General features: G+C 32.5%; 13 protein-coding genes. 4 read left to right on the forward strand and 9 right to left on the reverse strand.

The genetic code is table 11. The features are described from left to right. Positions 1–4: 4 nt before the first annotated feature. Positions 5–1,459 (reverse strand): HAD-IG family 5'-nucleotidase, encoded by a 1,455-nt coding sequence (locus H7355_RS04780; RefSeq protein WP_186645579.1) that lies wholly within the window; start codon positions 1,457–1,459, stop codon positions 5–7. A gap of 49 nt (positions 1,460–1,508) precedes the next feature. Continuing rightward, complete coding sequence (locus H7355_RS04785) at positions 1,509–2,612, reverse strand: saccharopine dehydrogenase family protein (protein WP_186645580.1); 1,104 nt, start codon at positions 2,610–2,612, stop codon at positions 1,509–1,511. A gap of 112 nt (positions 2,613–2,724) precedes the next feature. Between H7355_RS04785 and H7355_RS04790 the strand changes: the two genes are divergently transcribed. The 4 genes from H7355_RS04790 (at position 2,725) to H7355_RS04805 (ending at position 10,537) form a co-directional block, all read left to right on the forward strand. Continuing rightward, positions 2,725–4,077 carry an arginine deiminase gene (locus H7355_RS04790; protein WP_186645581.1) on the forward strand — a complete coding sequence of 451 codons (1,353 nt, stop codon included), beginning with the start codon at positions 2,725–2,727 and terminating at the stop codon, positions 4,075–4,077. 99 nt (positions 4,078–4,176) lie between these two features. Further along, the gene (locus H7355_RS04795; protein ID WP_186645582.1) at positions 4,177–6,261 is read left to right on the forward strand and encodes a lytic transglycosylase domain-containing protein; all 2,085 of its coding nucleotides are present in this window, start codon (positions 4,177–4,179) and stop codon (positions 6,259–6,261) included. A gap of 137 nt (positions 6,262–6,398) precedes the next feature. After that, complete coding sequence (locus H7355_RS04800; protein WP_186645583.1) at positions 6,399–7,394, forward strand: efflux RND transporter periplasmic adaptor subunit; 996 nt, start codon at positions 6,399–6,401, stop codon at positions 7,392–7,394. Next, the gene (locus tag H7355_RS04805; protein WP_186645584.1) at positions 7,394–10,537 is read left to right on the forward strand and encodes an efflux RND transporter permease subunit; all 3,144 of its coding nucleotides are present in this window, start codon (positions 7,394–7,396) and stop codon (positions 10,535–10,537) included. Before H7355_RS04800 ends, H7355_RS04805 begins: the two co-directional genes overlap by 1 nt. Here H7355_RS04805 and H7355_RS04810 read toward each other — a convergent pair. The 7 genes from H7355_RS04810 to ung all read right to left on the reverse strand — a co-directional run bounded on the left by H7355_RS04810 (position 10,506) and on the right by ung (position 19,676). Further along, positions 10,506–12,242, reverse strand: a complete 1,737-nt coding sequence (locus H7355_RS04810) for an ATP-binding cassette domain-containing protein (protein ID WP_186645585.1) — start codon at positions 12,240–12,242, stop codon at positions 10,506–10,508. The two genes, H7355_RS04805 and H7355_RS04810, sit on opposite strands and share 32 nt — an antisense overlap. 23 nt (positions 12,243–12,265) lie before the next feature. Further along, positions 12,266–14,263 (reverse strand): O-antigen ligase family protein, encoded by a 1,998-nt coding sequence (locus H7355_RS04815; protein ID WP_186645586.1) that lies wholly within the window; start codon positions 14,261–14,263, stop codon positions 12,266–12,268. A 22-nt stretch (positions 14,264–14,285) separates the two neighbouring features. Further along, positions 14,286–15,473 carry a glycosyltransferase gene (locus H7355_RS04820; RefSeq protein ID WP_186645587.1) on the reverse strand — a complete coding sequence of 396 codons (1,188 nt, stop codon included), beginning with the start codon at positions 15,471–15,473 and terminating at the stop codon, positions 14,286–14,288. 31 nt (positions 15,474–15,504) lie between these two features. Next, positions 15,505–16,461 (reverse strand): bis-aminopropyl spermidine synthase family protein, encoded by a 957-nt coding sequence (locus H7355_RS04825; protein WP_186645588.1) that lies wholly within the window; start codon positions 16,459–16,461, stop codon positions 15,505–15,507. A gap of 17 nt (positions 16,462–16,478) precedes the next feature. Further along, positions 16,479–17,162, reverse strand: a complete 684-nt coding sequence (locus H7355_RS04830; protein WP_186645589.1) for a hypothetical protein — start codon at positions 17,160–17,162, stop codon at positions 16,479–16,481. Positions 17,163–17,245: 83 nt separating this feature from the next. Beyond that, a complete protein-coding gene (locus H7355_RS04835; RefSeq protein WP_186645590.1) occupies positions 17,246–18,961 on the reverse strand; it encodes an NAD-dependent malic enzyme in 1,716 nt (571 codons plus the stop codon). 19 nt (positions 18,962–18,980) lie between these two features. After that, entirely contained in the window at positions 18,981–19,676 is a 696-nt protein-coding gene (ung, locus tag H7355_RS04840; protein WP_315861824.1) for a uracil-DNA glycosylase, read from the reverse strand. Positions 19,677–19,867 lie beyond the last annotated feature (191 nt).

Consider the following 19,867-nt stretch of genomic DNA (forward strand, 5'->3'; position numbering starts at 1 on the left):
TAGATTATTCATTTAAATCATGTGGCATAAAATCACGAACGGCTCGGAAGTTTTTATGTGAGCCATAGTGCCTTATGTTACTTAATTTACTTGTATAGAGACATGCATAGTTCTCAACCTGGGCGGCAAAACGTGAATTTTGCCGCCCTGTTTTCATGAGTTCTCCCCAAATAGGATGCAATTTTAAATGATAAGTTCTAATTTCTTTTTTCTCGAGTTCTCTTAACTTAAGTAAATCATATCCGGCTTTTTTAACATTTTTATCGGCATCATCTAAGATTTTATTTTTAGATTTTTTTTGTGACTTTTCTAATAATTGTAATCGCTCAAACTCTGCCTCTAAATGAACTTTTTTAGAATTTAAAATATCGCAGAGTTTATATTGATCTTTTAAAGAATGTGATGCAATGATTTCTTTTTCGAGTTCTTCAATGACAAGCATTGTTCTCCATCCAATTTCTTTCTTGCTCCGCAATATATCCCCATAAATATGATCTCCAACATAAAGAATTTCTGATCCAGTTTTGGTTCCTAATATATCATAAAGCAATTTAAAATGCCCTCCTTGATAGACTGTAGGATATTCCTTATTGTTTTTTTTAAAATGGATGAGATCAGTATTTATAAGGTGACCTGTTTTCAAATCAACTTCATATAATGGATTTTTCGCCATAAAAAAAGCAGGCTTATGCGCTCCTGTAATGATGACATCAAAATAGTTTGTCCAACTATGATTCAATTCTTTTTTATGATTTCCTAATAAATAATTCATTACAATATTCGTATAATCCCAAAGACTATTTGTAACAATAAAAACTTTTCGTCCTGATTCTCGTAAATCTTTTAAAATTGAAGACAAATATTTATCTAATATAATATATTTTCCAGGATTTTCTGCTACACGGTGCTTTATACTTCCATCTCGGTGGCATAAATCAATACATTTTCTAACATCATTATAAAAATCAAGAAAATTTTTATTTTGTAATTTTGTGCTTTTGTCTTTATAGTCAACAAGTTGAGCAAATAAAAAGGCTTCAGCGAGTGAAAATAAAGTGTCTATCAAGGCAAAATTGGGTTCCTCGTAAATAATTACATTTTCGACATCATAGAGTTTGCGCCTTTCATCTCTCGTTAATTCACGAAAGCCATGATAAGCAACCTTAACGTAACGATGTCGATCCATTTTTAAAATATTGCCTCGTATTTTATCGATAACAAGACCACGTATCATATAGGTATGATCAAATTGCCAAGTTGAAATTTCTTTAGGATAACCCATCTCAACAAGTTTTTTTAAAGTTTCTTCATAAGCAAGTTTTTCAAATGTTTCAGGTTTATAAAGCGCAAGGGTATAATCCATATCAAACCCAACAGCTTTTATCGATTTCATATTTAATGAGCGATTGCAAAATATCTTTTCATGTACAGGTATATCATCTAAATTTTCGGGAAACATTCAAACTTCTCCTTGTGATATGACAACATCTCAAAGAGAAGTTGTCTATTTAAGAGTAATACTTTCCAAAGCGATTGCCTATACACTTATTATAAGAAATATCTTCTTGACGGATGAAACCATGCGCAGGAAGTTGAGCTGTAGCATGTATATCGAGAACAGAACATATGCCTGCTGCAGTCGTGATTTGTATAGCGCCCCAATGTTCTCCACCAATTTCTGCATGATATATTTTCTTAGCGTAGCTTTGTTGTGTGAAGCGCCCTTCTTTTTCTCCTGTTACAGTAACAAAAATAATAACTACATCTTGTGAGGTGTGAGGTAAGGATCTTTCAAAAACTTTTTTTAAGCCTTCTCTATCATCTATAAATTTTAAGTCATGTAGGAGAGTGCAAAGAATATCTCGATGACCTGGGTAACGTATAGATTTATAATCCATATGTGTTACTTTACCAGCTAAACTCTCTGCTAAAGTACCAAGACCTCCTGAAGTATTAAATGCCTCGTATTCTTCTCCATCAATACTTAAGTATTCTAAACCTTCTAGGGCAGGAACAGCTTCTAATTTGCCATCGGAAATGATTTCGCAGGGATTGCAATACTCATTAATAAGACCTTCTGTGCTCCAAGTTAAATTATATTTTAATCGATTGTGAGGATACATTGGCAATGCTCCCACTCTCATTTTAACTGTGTTTACTTTATCAAATTGATTTGCTAAATGATTTGTAACAATTGTGATAAAACCAGGTGCCAAACCACACTGTGGAATAAATGCACTCTGAGCTTCTTTTGCAAGTTCTTTTATTGCTGCTGTGGTTTTCACATCTTCAGTGAGATCTAAATAATGAACTTTTAATTTTTTAGCAACTTCTGCGATACCAATATTGCAATAAAAAGGCGCGCAGCTTAAGATATAATCCTTACCAGTTAGAACACGTTCAATGTCTCTTTGTGACATGAAATCTGCTGTGTCATAATCGACATTTCTGAGTATTTTTCCACTAGTAGGCGATGTCGCTGCAATCTGAGCAGCATTTTTATTGGAGTCTATGACTGTGACGTGATAATCGTCGGATTGTGAGAGCATGTGAACTACCAATTTTCCAATTTTGCCTGCTCCAAAAACGGCAACATTTTTTTTCAACGACATTGTCATTCTCCTCTAATATTTAAAATGGCTCTTGATCAGATCTATATGATCCGTGGTAACTGTGAATTGGTATTTTTGTCATTTAGCTTTGCATTGGTCAAGGAGTTTAACAGTGAAAGAGGAGTTAGATTTGAATAAAGGCAGTCATTTTCGCTTTTGGGATTCTTTGTCTGAAGATAAGAAAGCTGAAAATATTAAGAAAATTCAAAGTAAAATTGGTGTGCATTCTGAAATTGGAAAGTTACGCAAAGTATTTTTGCACAGTCCAGGACAAGAAGTTGAGTCAATGACTCCTAAAAGTGCATCGGAATTATTATATAATGATATCATTTATTATAAAAATATTGTTGCAGGGCATGCACAATTAAAATCTGTTTTGTCTTTAGTGAGTGAAGTCCTTGAAGTTTCAACATGTTTAGAGGAAATTCTAGATTTACAGCAAGCCCGTAACGAATTGCTTGATCAAATATTATATTATCAAGGATGTCCTGATTTAAAATTTGAGCTGAGCGAAATGCCTTCAGATGAACTGGCAAGAACATTGATAACAGGAGTTTCTTTAAAAAGAAATTCTCTTGAATCTTGGCTTTCATCAAAAACTTTTTCACTTGTTCCCTTACCAAATATGTATTTTATGCGTGATACAAGCATGGTTGTAGGCACAAGAGTGATTTCTTCGCGCATGGCAAGTACTGTGCGCTTTACTGAATCTTTAATCATGCGGGCTATTTACGAATACCATCCTGACTTAACGGGACATGGTTTGTTACTTGATGCTTGCTATAAAAATAATGATCCTAAATTCACTATTGAAGGCGGAGATATAATTGTAGTGAATGAAGATTTACTCTTAGTCGGAATTAGTGAAAGAACAACAACCAAAGCAGTCGATGCTCTGGTGGACTCTATTTTGAGCGCTCGTTCACAGGAAGGTAAAACTGAACCATTTAATATTTTATGTGTCATTTTACCTCAAGAAAGAAGCACCATTCATTTAGATATGATCTTTACTGTTGCAAATAAAGAGCAAGCTGTAGTCTATTCACCTTATGTCTTAGGAAGAGAAAGAGCGAGGGTAGTACGTATTCGAGTTAAATCCGATGGAGACAAAAAATTTAAGGATGTTGAAGACCTTATTTTAGGTTTGCGTAGTGTTGGTGTACGCATGGATCCCATCCCCTGTGGTGGTGATAATCCCTTGCATCAGCAGCGGGAACAGTGGAACAGTGGTGCGAATCTCTTTTCATTTGCTCCTGGAAAAGTCATAAGTTATATGCATGAACACACTCTCTTAGCTTGTGAATCTGCAGGTTTTAAAATAGTTTCTGCCAAAGACGCTATTAAACATCCTGCACTTTTGAGCAGTGAATCGCCGTTGGTTGTAACGGTAGAAGGCAGTGAACTTTCCCGCGGTGGAGGAGGACCGCGCTGCATGACCTGTCCTGTTCTCAGGGATCCTGTCTAAATAAAATTTTATTCATCTTTGCCCTTTGCTTTGTGAAACGTCTCAAGTCATAATAATTATTGACGATATATTATCTTGAAGTGAAGGGGGTTTTTGCGAATGCTCAAATTCTTACGGCGAAAAGTAGAATTTTATTTTAGAGCATTCTGTGTACTCATTCCCTATGTTTTCTTAACAAGTTGTTCAAGCAATGAGATATTAACAGAAAATTTAGAGTTGACCTTACCGGATCAAAAACAGATGCAGTCAAGGATTGAGCGCAATACAAGTGATATTTATTTATCTAATTTAAATTCCTATGTTCCTCCAACAGAGAATCAACTTATTGAAGAAGCAAACTTCAAAAATTTAAAATTATACAATGAAAATGTACGTATTTTATCTGATTGGATTTTGAAAATTATATCTCAAAAAGAGAAGGCACAGTTATCAAAAAACTGTGAAGCACTTGTTGGAAGCTTTAAAAAAGAATTTCCTTTGAACGAGCACTCATTAGCATGTGTAGCATGGTGGTTAGAGCGAAAAAATAATGAAGAACTTAATTCTCTACAAAGAAATTCATATTCTTCAACAACAATTACAAAAAGATTAACAAGTAAACAAAGGCAAGATTGGGAAAATTTTAGAGGAATGAGTTTTAATGATTCATTTTTGCAAATCGATCCAGATAATTTAAGACAAGCCGTTACAATTTCGACAAAAGCGTTAGAATATTCTTCAGATTGTGATTTTGCAGGCCCTACGTCTGCTGTTATTTTACGCTTAGAGTCATTTCTACCAAATCATTATGCTTATTCGAATATAGAAAAATTATATTCAAAAGTACAAAAATGCCTTTTACCAAACTTAGAAGGAAGTGAAAAAGTTCATTTAAGAGTAGGATTATTTCGATTAATATCTGGATTTCCCAATTCTGCATCACAAGCATTAGAAAAAGTATTGCTTGAAAAGGATCCTCAAGAAAGCTCCAGAAGTCTTTTTTGGCTTGGCGCTATTTATCAAAAAAATAATAAAAATTCAGATCCTGCAAAAAACCCATATTGGAAAAAACTGCTTAATGATGTTCCTATTTCTTTAGCTGCAATAATTGCTTCACAACAAATGGGCATTGATCCTATGGAAAATTTAGTGCCTGACGAAGAAATTTTATTGCAAAGTAGAGAGTCGCTTGCATGGAATGATAATAACTTAGAAGCATTTATTTTTGACTTATTGCGTGCTCGTAAGAATATTTCAGCAGCAACGGAGTGGGCTGGATATGTAGCAAGGACAACTTCAGTGAGTAATTCAAAAATGTTACTTTATTGGGCTATTGCACAAAATTCAGTTTATAATTATCGTTATTCCATATCTATGCTTGGACGATATGGGAAAAATGAAAAAACATTTAAAGTGAGTAAAAATCTATTACGTATATTTTTCCCTAAACCATTTCTTAATGAAATCTCTGATAAATCAATGGATATAGATCCAATATTTGTATTATCTGTCATTCGGCAAGAAAGTGCATTTGATCCCTATGCGCGATCGGGTGCAAATGCCCGTGGACTCATGCAAATACTTCCATCAACCGCAAAAAGTATAAAACGGAGAGTCAGCGCAACTCAGTTGTATGATCCTTTAACAAATCTTGAAGTCGGTATTTCATATTTAAGTAGACTTTTAAAAAGATATGATGGACGGATAGAATATGTTTTAGCAGCATATAATGCAGGAGCGTCGAATTTAGACAAATGGCGAGATCGTGTCTCCAATGACAACATGATGCTTTTTAGTGATTTTATGCCTTTTCGTGAAACGCGCAGCTATGTTTCCATTATACTCAGAAATTATTATTGGTATGGCAGAATGCTATCTGAAAAAGATGATTTATTAGCCAAAAAAATAAAACAACAAAGCAAGCAAGCGCGATGGAAATCAGAAAGTATTCTTGCTTTGTTAGAAGGGTCGTGGAAAGGTAATCTAGATGCTCAAAAAAGAGCAATCCTAGACAAAATATATATATTTGGAAATAATAATTCACAGCTCAGTGCACAATCAAAAGTATGGAAAGATGTTTTGATACCAAAAAATAAAACCTTTGCTGATCAAGCTAAAGGGGACGAAAATAAGGATAAGATTTTTTTAGAGCCAGTGATTGAGCAGGAAAATAAAGATAAAACTGCATTAAGGCCAATTCATTAGTGCATTCTGCGTAAATTTTAAGCAAAAAAATATAAAAATTATTTTAAAAGCAAGACAAAGGAAAACCTTTGTGTTATTTCTGCTGAAGATTTTTAATGAATTTTTTATTTAAAGATATGTTATTTGGGAGTTTAATAATGAAGAAAAAGTTGATTCAATATTTTATTGTTTCATTATCAATGTTATACTTAATATCCTGCAATTCAAAAAATAAAAGTGATAAAGCACAATTGCCCCCATCAGGGACGATGCCTCAAGTTAATTTAGAATCAAATAGTTATAGTGTAGAGAAATCAATCAAGACAAATAATGAAAATATTAAAGCAGATGAAAGCAAAGAATTGGTGTTAAATAAAAGTGAAATTATAAATGAGAATGATAATAAAAAAGTGGATGAATCTATAAAAAATGTATCTTTGCATAAAGATCAAAGCGATCTTGGTTTTCGAGTCAATGGGAATGTTTTATCTTTAAAGCAAGGAAATTTAAGCTTTCAAACACGCGGTTTTATTTCTCAACAATACGTCAATGTAGGTGATAAAGTTAAAAAGGGACAAATTATTGCTATACTTGACGATAGAAGTCCTCTCTTACAAAAAAAGCTGCAACAACAAAATTTGCAATTAGCTAAGGTAAAATTTGAGCAAGCAAAAAGAGAATTGGAAAGAACGACAGAATTAATTAAGAAAAATGCTACAACCCCCTATGCTTTGGAACAAGCTCAAGATATTTTTGCATCTTCACAAATTCAGCTTTCGCAAGCAGAAACGAATTTAACTATTGCTGAAAAAGCTTATAATGACACACGTCTCGTAGCGCCGTATGATGGAAAAATTTCTGGAAAATTTAAAGATATTGGTGAATTTGTTTCAGAAGGAGTTGCTGTCTTTAGTGCATTTGAAGATAAAGATGTTGAAATATCATTATTAATTAATGAAGCACAATTTTCAAAAGTTAAAATTGGTATGAATATTGATATTAATGTCCCTTCGATAGATGCAAGTACTAAATTAAAAATAACTAAAATTGTCGATTTGATTTCGAAAGAAACAAGAATGTTTGAAGTACGTGGAAAGGTAATGACAAGCGATATTAACCTTGTACCTGGGCAATTTGTAGAGGCGGAATTTTAATGTTTTTATCTAATTTATCAATAAAAAGACCAGTATTTGCTACGATTTTGAATCTATTATTTATTGTTTTTGGATTATTTTCTCTAATGAAACTGCCTGTAGAAAATAATCCCAACGTTGATTTTCCCATCATCATTGTAAGTTCAGTGTGGCCAGGTGCTGATGCGACTTTAGTTGAAGAAAAACTTTTAAAAGTCATGGAACAGAATTTAAATGGAATTGAAGGACTTGACAGCATAATGGGTACAGCTTCCCCAAATTCTGCACTTGTTGTTTTGCAATTTAAGTTGGGGGTTGAAACCTCTACCGCAATGCAAAATGTTCTGAATCAAGTCGCTATTATTCAAGGGGATCCAAGTTATCCTAGCTCATCTGGAGCCCGCGCTCCACAGATAAGAAGAATACAAATAGGGGAAATGCCGATCGCAACATTGGTTCTGCAAAGTGATGGTAAATATCCATTTGGGGCTTTGTCGACTTTAGCAAATGAAAAATTAGTAACGAGTTTCCAGCAAATTAATGGTATAGGACAGGTCAATGTAATTGGGGATAGAGAAAGAGAAATTCAAGTTCTTCTTAATAAATCTAAATTGCAAAGCATTGGTTTGAGTCCAACCCTCGTTGCAAATTCAATACAAAGTCAAATAATGGAAATGCAAGGTGGTTCTCTAGAAACAAATTCTAATCAAATTCAGATTAAAACCACAGGAGTTCCCTACTCCGTTGAACAAATTGCCCGAATTGCCATACCTGTTCCAGGACAAAGTGGAAATATGATTCGAGTCAGTGATGTGGCTGAAGTGATTGATGGCTTAGCATATGAAAGCACATATGGACAATATAATAATAACTCAACAATAATATTGCTCGTAAATAAACAAGCGGGTGGAAATATTGTTAAAAGTGCACATGAAGTAAAAGAAAAAATCAATATCATTAATAAAACTTTACCTCCAGGTGTGTCTTTAAAAATGATAAAAGATAGTTCGATCTATATAAAACAATCTATGAATTCTGTTTTTACAGATATGGTCATAGGAGCTATCCTTGCAATTTGTATTATTTATATCTTTTTAAGGGATTGGCGCTCTACAATAATCAGTGCTTTGGCGTTACCTACAGCAATCATTGGTACCTTTGCCGCATTTTCTGTATTTGATTTTTCTATTAATAGTATGACACTTCTCGGTCTCACTCTTTCAATAGGATTATTAGTAGATGATGCAATCGTAGTTATAGAAAATATAAATCGCCATTTAAATATGGGTAAGTCTGCTGTACAAGCCGCAAAAGATGGAACTGCGGAAATCGGTTTGGCTGCAATAGCTATCTCTCTTTCTGTCTGCGCGGTATTTATTCCTGTTGCTTTTATGGATGGAATTGTTGGTAAATTTTTCTTTCCCTTTGGTATTACTGTGTCTGTAGCAGTTCTTATTTCACTGTTTATTGCTTTTACTTTAACCCCGATGATGTCAAGTAAAATTTTAAATAATTCTCATGATTTCGATCCAAAAAAGCGTCCAATCAGTGCAAAATTCGAAATTTATTTTAAAGCAACAGAAAATTTTTATAAAAAAGTATTATCCTTTTGTTTATTTAATTTAAAGCGGAAATTACTGACAATTTTATCTGGCATAATCGTTCTTATTTTAAGTTTCATTATGCTTTTCTTTGTACCGAAAGCTTTTTTACCAGCGGATGATTTGAGTGAATTAAGCGTCGTTTATCAATTTTCACCGAACACTCCTATAAGTTATACAAAAGAAAAAGCAGTTAAAATGAGCGAGCAAATTCGTGCTTATGGAGGGGTAAAAGATGTCTTACTCACAATTGGGAGCGAAATGGACAAACCCTCTTATAAAGCAAATCTGACTGTATTATTGGTTGATAGAGCAGACAGAAATTATGGTGTAGAAGAACTGATTGACCGATTAAGAACAGACTTAAATAAAACGTTTTCTGAAAAAGGAACACTTATTCAAGTTGATATGCCAAGTATAGGTGGGAGAGCTCAGCTCATTCAATTAAAATTAATTGGAAATGATCCTGAAAAATTGCAAAAATGGTCGGATCATATGAAAGAATTTATTGAAAAGAAAGTACCCGGGTCAGTTGATACTTTTGTCGATCCCCCTCCCTTTTATAAACAAATATCAATAAAACCGGATGCTGTGCGTTCTGCAGATTTGGGTATAAATGCAAATGATATTGGACAGACAATTAATATTTTATTCAATAAAGAAGGTATGAAACTTGGAGAAATGCAAGATGAACTTGGCAATCGCAATGATGTTAAAATAAAAATAAATCCAAAAGACTCACAAAAAGTGGAAGATATATCTGGACTGTACGTACAAAATAATAAAGGAACTCAAATTCCTTTGGCTGCGATGACCGATTTAAGTTTAAAAGATTCTCCCTCAAAAATAACACACTCAGGTGGCATTCCCTTTGCATTTGTTCTTGCCAATTATACAGGAAAAGATTTAAGCAAAGCTCTCGATCTCATCAAAAAAGAAGCAACTGCAACAACTCCAGAGGGATTTCTTTTTGAATTCGATGGTCAGGGGAAATTCTTGGGCGAAACAATTTCAGCTATGCTTATTGCAGTAACACTTTCTATTTTGTTAGTCTTCATGACATTGTGTGCACAATTTGAAAGCTATATTTATCCTTTTGTAATTATGACTTGTGTTCCTTTAGCTTTTTCAGGTGCTTTTGGCTTTTTGCTTATCACTGGTAAGCAATTAAATCTCAATGCAATGATTGGTCTAATCATGTTAATTGGACTTGTGGTGAAAAGCGGAATCTTATTGATAGACTTTACTTTGCAACGCATGCGCCAAGGATACAAAGTCAATGATGCTTTGTTAGAAGCAGGTCCATTGCGCTTGCGTCCGATTTTAATGACAACGTTTGCAATGATTTTTGGGATGCTGCCAATTGCTTATGGGCATGGTGTCGGTGGAGAAGGGCGCTCACCAATGGCAATTTGTGTCATTGGAGGACTTGTTTCTTCAACCATTTTGACTCTCGTTGTCGTACCGTGTGTGTTAAGTGTGATTGATGAATTACAAAGAAAATTAAAAACTAAATTTAGTTTTTCTAAAATCAAACAGACTTCAGTGATTTCAGATCAATAATTTTATCGGCAAATTTAAGAATACCTGCACGATGGGAAACAATTACTGTCGTGCATTTTGTTTTAATTTCAGCAAGAATTTTAGCAATCAAAAATTCATTTTCTTCATCTAGATTTGCTGTTGCTTCATCGAGAATAAGCAGTGCAGGTTCGTTTAGCAATGCACGGGCTAAACAAATTCTTTGTTTTTGACCAGCAGATAATCCAGATTGATCCTCGGCTATTTCATAAGACAAGCCTTTTTCTTCAATAATTTTAGTTAAAGATACTTTATTTAAGATATCTATAATATCTCGATCGTTTATTTCTTTAGATATTCCATAACAAAGGTTGTCTTTAATTGTTCCTTTTATAAGAAAAGGTTCAGCACCAACATAACCAATTCGGATGTTTTTTTGTGATACATATTCCCAAGGTGGCATGTTATCAATCGAGGCTTTACCAGAAATTGGCTGTAAGAGTCCAGTTAATAAAAACAATAGAGTGGATTTACCGGTGCCACTTGCTCCAATTAGGCCAATCTGACTGCCTTTTTCAAAGGTCATATTCAAATTTTCAAATATAGGCAGAGAGTTTGGATATGCAAATGTTACGTTAGAGAAGGTAATTGTTGGCGAAATCTGGAATTCAGATTTTTTATTTGCCATAAAATTATTTGGAACTATTTTTTTACTTTTTCTCCTATACCCATTTAAGTGAATTCTATCAGTTGACTCCTTCGAAGCTATTTTAAAATTACTATTAATCGACATAAGTGATAGTTTATATTGAGGAAAAAAAGTATTGGCATTACCAAAATAGCCAGAAAATATCGATAAACTTTGGACAAATCTTGACAACAAATAAATAAAAGAAATCAATGTTGCTCCATTAGTATGAAATAGACCAATACTAATTGAAATTATACAAACAAGAAGTAATATACCTAAAAAAGGACCCGTTTGTGTTGCTAAATTACTATAAAAATAAGCACTAGTTGATTTAGCGGAATACTCTTTTAATGCTTCAGTTATTTCACTATATTCTTCATCTCTTTTCTTCATCAATTTAATAAACAGAAAATTTCTGGAAATTTTTTCTATACCTTCGTTTAATTTAATTTGTTGGGCAGGGACTTGCTTGGCATTTTTTGCTACAAGATTATTTATTTTAAAAACAATTAAGCCAATAAGCCCAACACCAATTGTTGCTATAATCGCTTCTTTCCAGGCAACAATATATAAAATACAAAGCAATATCGCTGATTGTACGAGCATACAAAGTGCGCTCGTAAAAAATGCGATAAAATCTCCTGACTTGCTATATAATTCAGATATTTTAAAATTAATTGCAGATGAATTTTTAACTTCATCACTAGAATCATATAAGATTCGATAGATTGAAAATCTTCTAAGTTTTAAAAATAAATATTCTTTTAAAAATGATGCTGTCTGGGTTGTTGTAAGCTGCACTATAAAGCGAATTATTGCAATAACTATTAGGATAATAGATATATTAAGTAATGAGATGTTTGGGATAGAGAAAGATAATACTTTCACTTCTACACTTAAAAGACCAAATGATATTAATAAAAGTTGAATAATTATTGACATGCTGAGTTCAATAATAGCTATTCCAATAGAAGAAAAAATAGCAAATATTAAATATTTGATTCCTCTTGATCCTAAAAGTTTAACTGTTTCTTTTATTAAAAATATTTTTTTCAATTTAATCTCCAAGAAATTTATAGTCATGATTTATTTTTTGGATTTTCATAATACTCTAGATATTTTTTTTCTATAAAAAATCCAACTTCCGTTAGCTTTGATAATTTCCAAGCCGGTGTAACTTCAATTTTGAAATAGCAGAAGTTATTATTAGTTATTTTATCTAAACATGATGTAAATTTTATATTATTTGGAATTTTGATTGAAACCCAATCTGATTTGTTCAAAACAAGGTTATTATCTTCGGTCTGATTGAACTGGTTATAAAATTTTAGCTTTAAATACGTTGGTTGATTTTTTAATTCACTGTGTACAAATAATCTTATTTCTTTTTTTATTAGAATAATTTCTGTTTTTGGAGCTACCCATATTCCGTCTTGAGAAAATTCTGGTTTATATAATTTATTTATTCCACTTAATTTATTGCGAATGATTTGTGAGAAATAGACTCGCTTAGAATCAGTAAATCCCTCTGGATGAGGCAATTCTCCAACAGCTTGAGGAAATTGCGGTTCATTTCTTTCTTTCCAGCGAAAGTTAGGTATAGAAGGAGCAGAATATATAAGATATGAACAAGAAATAATAAATAAAAGACTACAAAAATTTAGGATGCTTGTTATGTAAATCCGATCTTTTTTTGTTTTATCGATCGTGAGTGCAAGTCCAGCTGATATAGCAATTGCAGTGAAAAAAGCTGATGTAGCGTTTGAAAGCAAATGACTGATTGATGCATATATGATGAGTGGCACAAACAACCATTTTATATAAATTTTATTTACAAATAATGATTCATTTGTGTATATAGGTAATAAATTTAATTTTCGAATACAATTTATTACAATAAAAATTGTTATTATAAGTAATATAAGTCCTACAAGACCCAATTCAGAAATGATTGAAAAATACAAATTTGATGGCATATCAAGTTGAGTCATTTCGATGGGTTTTTTAAATTGATAAAAATTAACGGAAAAAGAACCAAGTCCAGTGCCAATTGGAAAGTGTTCTTGAATAGATCGTAACATAATTTTTAATTGACCAGCTCTCTGTTCATCAAATTGATTGTAATATGCGAGAAAATCTGTCGTGAAATTATTATGAGTGAATCCATTAACTATTCTGTTAAATCCTTGCAATTGAAATTTTTTTAATAGAAGTAAAATAAATCCACAAAATAGGATAAATGAAGATGTTATATAAAAAAGTAATTTATATTTTTTATTAATATATAATTTATAAGCTTTATTAGATATATAAAGTAAGATAGAAATTATAGAAGATAAATAAAATCCTCTTGAATCATTCATAATACCAGCGAAAAGTGTGACTGATGCAAGGAATGCTATAAAAATTTTAGATTTTAATGAAAAAATATTTTCAAAAAATGCTATAAAAAATATTACAAAATTTATTGAAAAATAGAGTCCAGCAATACCTGAATCTTCTAAAAGTCCAGGAGGTCTGTTTGCATCAACAGAAGTTCCACTTCCTTGAGCTAAAAAATGTATATTAGAGATTCCCTGCAAAATAGCAACTAAAGAATTTATGATTGCACTTACAATTATTATTAATAGAAAATATTTTACAAAGTTATTTTTGGACCTATTGTATAAAATATCTGAAAAAAAGTTAAGTGATGGGAAAATAAATAAAACAAAAAAAAGCAGATAAAGACGAGTTTGTGTTATTGCAAAGTCAGCGGTGATGTTATTCTGTAAGATGTAGTTTTGGAAAGAAATTCCGCTTCTGAAAGATGGTTGATAGAAAAGTATAAAAGCATGCAGAACAATCATTGTTATCAATATAAGTAGACTAATAGTGAGTGTTTTATATTTATTAAAGGTAGAAACAAGAGAAACTATAAAACCAATTATAAAAATAAAATATAAGAAAAATCTCAAAATATTTATTGATAAAATATCTGGGATTCTGATGAATAAATTTATAAAAGTAAAATTTATTAAAAATAATATATGTGATAAATTTTCTATTTTATGCTCACTTATTTTTAATTTTAGCATTTTTTATCCTTAATTTTTTAAATTAAGTTAAGTCTATAATCTTAACAGCATTTTGTAAATAGCTTTTTTCTATATTTATGAGTTCACTTTTTATAGATTTTCTATCAAAAGAGTTCGTGTTATTCCATAAATTCAGCATGATTTCTGAGTAGTTTTCTTCATTGCATAGGCATCCACCATATCTTTCAATCAACTCCTCAATCGGTTCACAACCTCTCAATGCTAGGACAAGACATTTGTGTTTGATAGCTTCTGCTGTAATAATTGAATAAGCTTCGCGCATGGAGACCATTAGCAAGGCAATTGAATTTTCTAAAAGAAAAATTTTTTCCTTTTCAGTGACATGTCCTAAATAAATAAAGCGCTCATCTTGTGGAAATTCAATTTTTAGTTCACCAGCAAAAACAACCAAACAATTTTTAGGTGTTTTTTCAAATATAAAATTTACGTTTTTATTTTTATCAATTCTCCCAATATATGTGAAGAATTTTTTTGATGCAAGATGCATAATTCTTGTATCAGTGTCACTGTTCGAAGCTATATTATTATTGAATCCTGGAGGTAAAATTATAAAAGGTTTTTTCTTGGAAAATGGTTTCAAAGTGTGACACAGATTTTTTTCTGCAATTGATACAAATGCAAGAGTATCTGAATCTTCAATCATTTTATTTACGAAATTTAAATTGAATTCAGGTTCATTATGAGCAGTAACAATAAAAAGGACTTTAGTTTTTTTATGTGCTTTACGAACAGCATAATAATTCGGAGCATATAAATATGATTTTATAATAATTAGGGAATATAATTGTGCATTTTTTTCTAAATACTTCCATAAATCTGGGCACCATGGTCCTTGTGATTTCAAAAAAATAAAATCTAATATAGGTGATAAAATTTTGTAAAAAATGGACATATGTTTTTGAGTAAAAAAAATGATTCTTTTAACAGCGCCAAATAAAATACGCTTTCTATCATGTAGAACAGGGAATCGTTTTATTTGAAATTTGCTACCTTCTATTTGTTGTTCTTCATTTGCTGGAAGATTATTATTCCAAGATATATAATCATCGCTTTGGCTAGTTAATATTTCAATTCTTTGCTTTTTTAATGCAAGTCCTTCTGCTAGTTTTAATGCATATACTTCTGCACCTGCATTAATATTTATTCCACATCTTTGCACAACTATCGCTATTTTTTTTTGAATCTTCATTTATAAAGAAGGAAAGCCTTCCTTCCCTCCACTAAGGGTTTTTTCTGTTTTGCAATCCATATTGTTTATAGACTGCAAGAGGAATTTCAGGAAGATTAATATGCGATACTACTGGAGATATGACTTGATGTTCGTCAAAGAGATCATGATTGCTTTTTTGTAATGTATCTGCTTTAAATTCAAGACAATCTGTATAATAATACCGACAATGAATTCCTTCTTTTCTTTCCTTAAAGCTATGTGTAAAGTATGACATTACTTTAAGCAAGAGGGATTGGCCTTTATTTAAAGGGTAGCAATTAAAGAAATCCATTCTTTTTGAATTTATAAACCCGCTTTTCTTTAAGACTTCAAATATCTTTTCAATATTTTTATTTCCTAAAGAATTGCAATTGACCATCATGTAGAAATTAGAATTTTCATATTTTGTAGCTTTTAAAGCGCATTTTAAAAATACATTAAGATCTTCGTAATTTTGTGGAGGATCAAAACAGACGACATCAAATATATGTTGCAAAAATTTAGGGAGTCCATCATATAAATCTACATGAAAGAATGTGACTTGATGTTTTGCATCTTGAGTAAGCACTTTTAACTCCTCTAGGAGACGCAGATCGCAGTCTAAAACAGTGACATATTTGAAGTTACGGGCTGCGAGTTCTACTGAAACATGATCATCATCACCCATAAGTAAAATACTTTTATCTCTGAAACCATTTCTTTCGAAGAGATCAGCTCTTTTTTTTCGTGTTTCAATTGTGCAGGGGAGTTGATTATAGCTTTGCACAAGTTTGAATTTTGATTTTGTGTGCTGTATGAGATTCGTATTCTCATGAAAATTCTGTTTTTTGTTTTCTTCAATGATTTTTCTTAGAAATTCTTTTTTTTCAGTACGATTTAAACTTAAGACATGCCGTACCGTCCGACTGGCAAAAAAGATGCTGACAATTTTGCATATTAATTTGTGTATTTGATCAATTATTTTCATGCAAATAGTCCAATATATTAGAATAGAAAGATTTTAATACCAAAAATAAAGGCAAATAATATAAAGAAATATCCCACCCATTTTTCAATTTTTGCAATTCGAATTTGTAAAATCCTTTCTGGGATTTTAAGAACAAAAAATCTGTAGGTCTTAAAAATGAAGAGATCACCAATGCAAACTCCTATTGCAATAAGAATCACTGCAAGCGAAATGGGATGATAGTAGGTTAAATTTTGCCCCATCCACCAAAGATACCAAAAAGGCAGCAAAGTCGGTATCGTCAATGTTCCAACGATTCCTTCGATAAAATGACGAATTAATTTGCTAGATTTGTTTTTTTCAATATCAGGATTTTCAATCGGATTGTTTTTTAATGAAGGCTGATATTTTTTTGTTAATATGTGGGTGAAGCCAATGTACAAGAGTACGACCAAAAACGAAATTTGAATTAGGAAGAGATTATTTTTTCCAAATGTGATTAATTGAGTTATGTTATTTGTTTTTTGAGCAATAATGAAGGCAATAATGCAGATAGTTACGTCTACTAATAAGATTCCAAGTTGAAAATAAAATAAACTTTTTCTTTCACCCTTAATATAGAAAAGAAGAAGTCTTATATTTAATGGACCAGGTGGTAGAGTCGAAAGTGCCCCACCAATAATCGCACAAAAAAAATAAATGAAAAGCTCTGAAATAATCATGCAATCCTTAATAATAATAAACAATAAAATTAATTATAACTTAATTGAATATAATTAAAAAGGAAGTCAAAATTAAGTGTGGGTTAATTTTTTCCTATAACATAGCGCACGTAGCTTGTTTTCCACATATTTGCATGAATATTATCATGTATTTCTTGATCAGTCATTTTTGGTGCAACTCCGGTATCTTGTGCAGTTTTAGCAGTAGCATAAGCAATTTTATATGAGACTTCACGAATATGTGTCAGTGATGGCAAAAGAGAAAGGTTTGGATCTTTATTTATTTGTGCGCATTCACTGATAACTTTTGCACAAGCTACAAGCATTTCATCATTGACTCGTGTTGCTTTTGAAGCCACCACACCAAGTCCGAGGCCAGGAAACACAAAAGCATTGTTGCATTGGCCAATAGGGAAAACTCTTCCATTATATCGGACATCGGCAAATGGGCTACCTGTTGCCACAAGCACTTTTCCTTGTGTCCATTCAATCAAGTTTGCTGGTAATGCTTCACAGCGGGATGTTGGATTGGATAAAGGAAAAATAATAGGTCTTTCACAATGTGAAGCCATCATTTTTACGATTTCTTCTGTGAAAGCCCCCGTTTGAGTTGATGTGCCAATGAGAATTGTTGGTTTAACATTATTTACTACATCATACAGAAGTATAGGCTTTCCTTTAATCCGTTCCCAATCGTTGTAGACATCGACTGGCTGAGCATATTTTCTTTGAAAATACTCAAGATGATCCATGCTCGTATGCAGCATACCGTTCATATCTATTAAAAACATATTGGCAAGAGCTTGTTTTTCCGTAAGTCCATCTGCAATCATAGCTGCCAGAATTTGATCTGCAATACAGCAGCCAGCAGTTCCTGCACCATGAATCACAACTTTTTGTTCGCTCATTTTTGTGCCATTTACTTTCAAACCTGCAAGGATTGCGCCAACAGTAACTGCAGCAGTTCCTTGCATATCATCGTTAAATGTACACATTTCATTTTTATAGCGGTCCAAATTTTTACGTGCTGTCTGTCTGCCAAAATCTTCCCAATGTAAGTAAACATTTGGGTATCTCTTTCTGAGAGCTGACACGAAAGCATCGATAAAATCGTCGTATTGTTCGCCGCGAATGCGTTCATGTCTCCAGCCTAAATAAAGGGGATTTTGTAATAATTCTTTATTATTTGTTCCCACATCCAATACAATAGGCAAGACTTTAGTTGGATGAAAACCAGCACAAAGAGTGTACATGGCAAGTTTAGCAATTGAAATAACAATTCCACCCACTCCTTGATCGCCAATCCCAAGAATAGCTTCGGAGTCCGTGACACAAACCGCGCTTACATCGTAAGCATTTGGAATATTATTTAAAATATCGTCAATTTGTGACATTTGTGGATAAGAAATAAATAAACCACGTGGTCTTCTAAAGTTTTGATTAAACTGCTGAACAACATCACCAACGGTTGGTGTGTAAAAAACAGGCACCATTTCTATAAGGTGCTCTTGCATAAGTCTGAAGAATAAAGTTTCATTTCGGTCATATAGTTGAGTCAAGAAAATATTTCTCTCTATATCTGACTCTTTTTTTAGATATTGTCCATAAACCCGAACAACTTGTTCATCTAAAGTTTCAATGACATTCGGTATAAGTCCATCTAATTTAAACTCGATTCTTTCATCATATGTAAATGCTGTGTCTTTATTTAGAAATGAATTTAGCAATAACTGTTTCCCTTTTAATGAGACTTCATAATACTTTTGTCCATCAAAAGAATTTCGTTTTTCTTTAAACATTCAGATACTCCACGGAAAATTAAAGGTTCCAATCAATTTCTGAAATATTATGATTCCTTAATATTTCGTTTGCTTTTGAAAAATGTTTACACCCCAAAAATCCGCGGTGGGCAGAAAGTGGCGAGGGGTGCGGTGCTTTTAGAATATTGTGAATAGGATTTGTGATCATGTTGGCTTTAGACTGGGCTGCTGCACCCCAAAGCATGAAAATTATGGGTGTTGTTTTGTGATTGAGTTTTTCAATCACACTGTCAGTAAACTTTTCCCAACCCTTTTCTCGATGAGAAAAAGCAGTGTGCGCGCGAACTGTTAAAACAGTATTTAACAACAAGACACCTTGCTTTGCCCAGTTTTCTAAAGTGGTGTTGGTGGGTCTTCCCTTACCAATATCCTTTTCAATTTCTTTAAAAATATTTTGCAGAGAGGGGGGAGCAGGAATGCCTTGTTCAACCGCAAAAGCAAGGCCATTGGCTTGGCCCATACCATGATACGGATCCTGTCCAATAATGACGACTCTTACATCGGCAAAGTCGACAAGCTTAAGGGCTCTGAATACTTTTTCTTTTGCAGGGAAAAAAGTGTGACCTTGTTTGAGCTCTTTTTTCAAAAAAGCACGGATGTCTTCAAAGTAAGGTTTTTCAAACTCAGCCCCTAAAAGTGCTCTCCAATTCTCTGATAAAAAACTAAGATCTCTCGCCTTTATTTCTGATTCCACGTGATTTTCCCCAAAGTCTCATATAAATTTCTTTCGCAAAATTTGTAATTATTGAGAAAGAGTAAAATATCTATAATATGAAAAATTCTCATTCTCAAACAAACTCAAGCGGAACATATAGGAGTTCTGCATAAGTATCTCGTTTTTATCGCGTTGATTTTGACCTGTCTAGCTAGTTGCTGGGGAGATGG

This window comes from Fluviispira vulneris (assembly GCF_014281055.1).
Taxonomy (GTDB): Bacteria; Bdellovibrionota_B; Oligoflexia; order Silvanigrellales; family Silvanigrellaceae; genus Silvanigrella; species Silvanigrella vulneris.

Coding starts and splice junctions, on each gene's coding strand:
- H7355_RS04835 (WP_186645590.1), bottom strand. CDS start 18,961: ATGTTTAAAGAAAAACGAAATTCTTTTGATGGACAAAAGTATTATGAA.
- H7355_RS04825 (WP_186645588.1), bottom strand. CDS start 16,461: ATGAAAATAATTGATCAAATACACAAATTAATATGCAAAATTGTCAGC.
- H7355_RS04800 (WP_186645583.1), top strand. CDS start 6,399: ATGAAGAAAAAGTTGATTCAATATTTTATTGTTTCATTATCAATGTTA.
- H7355_RS04795 (WP_186645582.1), top strand. CDS start 4,177: ATGCTCAAATTCTTACGGCGAAAAGTAGAATTTTATTTTAGAGCATTC.
- H7355_RS04785 (WP_186645580.1), bottom strand. CDS start 2,612: ATGTCGTTGAAAAAAAATGTTGCCGTTTTTGGAGCAGGCAAAATTGGA.
- H7355_RS04830 (WP_186645589.1), bottom strand. CDS start 17,162: ATGATTATTTCAGAGCTTTTCATTTATTTTTTTTGTGCGATTATTGGT.
- H7355_RS04820 (WP_186645587.1), bottom strand. CDS start 15,473: ATGAAGATTCAAAAAAAAATAGCGATAGTTGTGCAAAGATGTGGAATA.
- H7355_RS04805 (WP_186645584.1), top strand. CDS start 7,394: ATGTTTTTATCTAATTTATCAATAAAAAGACCAGTATTTGCTACGATT.
- H7355_RS04780 (WP_186645579.1), bottom strand. CDS start 1,459: ATGTTTCCCGAAAATTTAGATGATATACCTGTACATGAAAAGATATTT.
- H7355_RS04815 (WP_186645586.1), bottom strand. CDS start 14,263: ATGCTAAAATTAAAAATAAGTGAGCATAAAATAGAAAATTTATCACAT.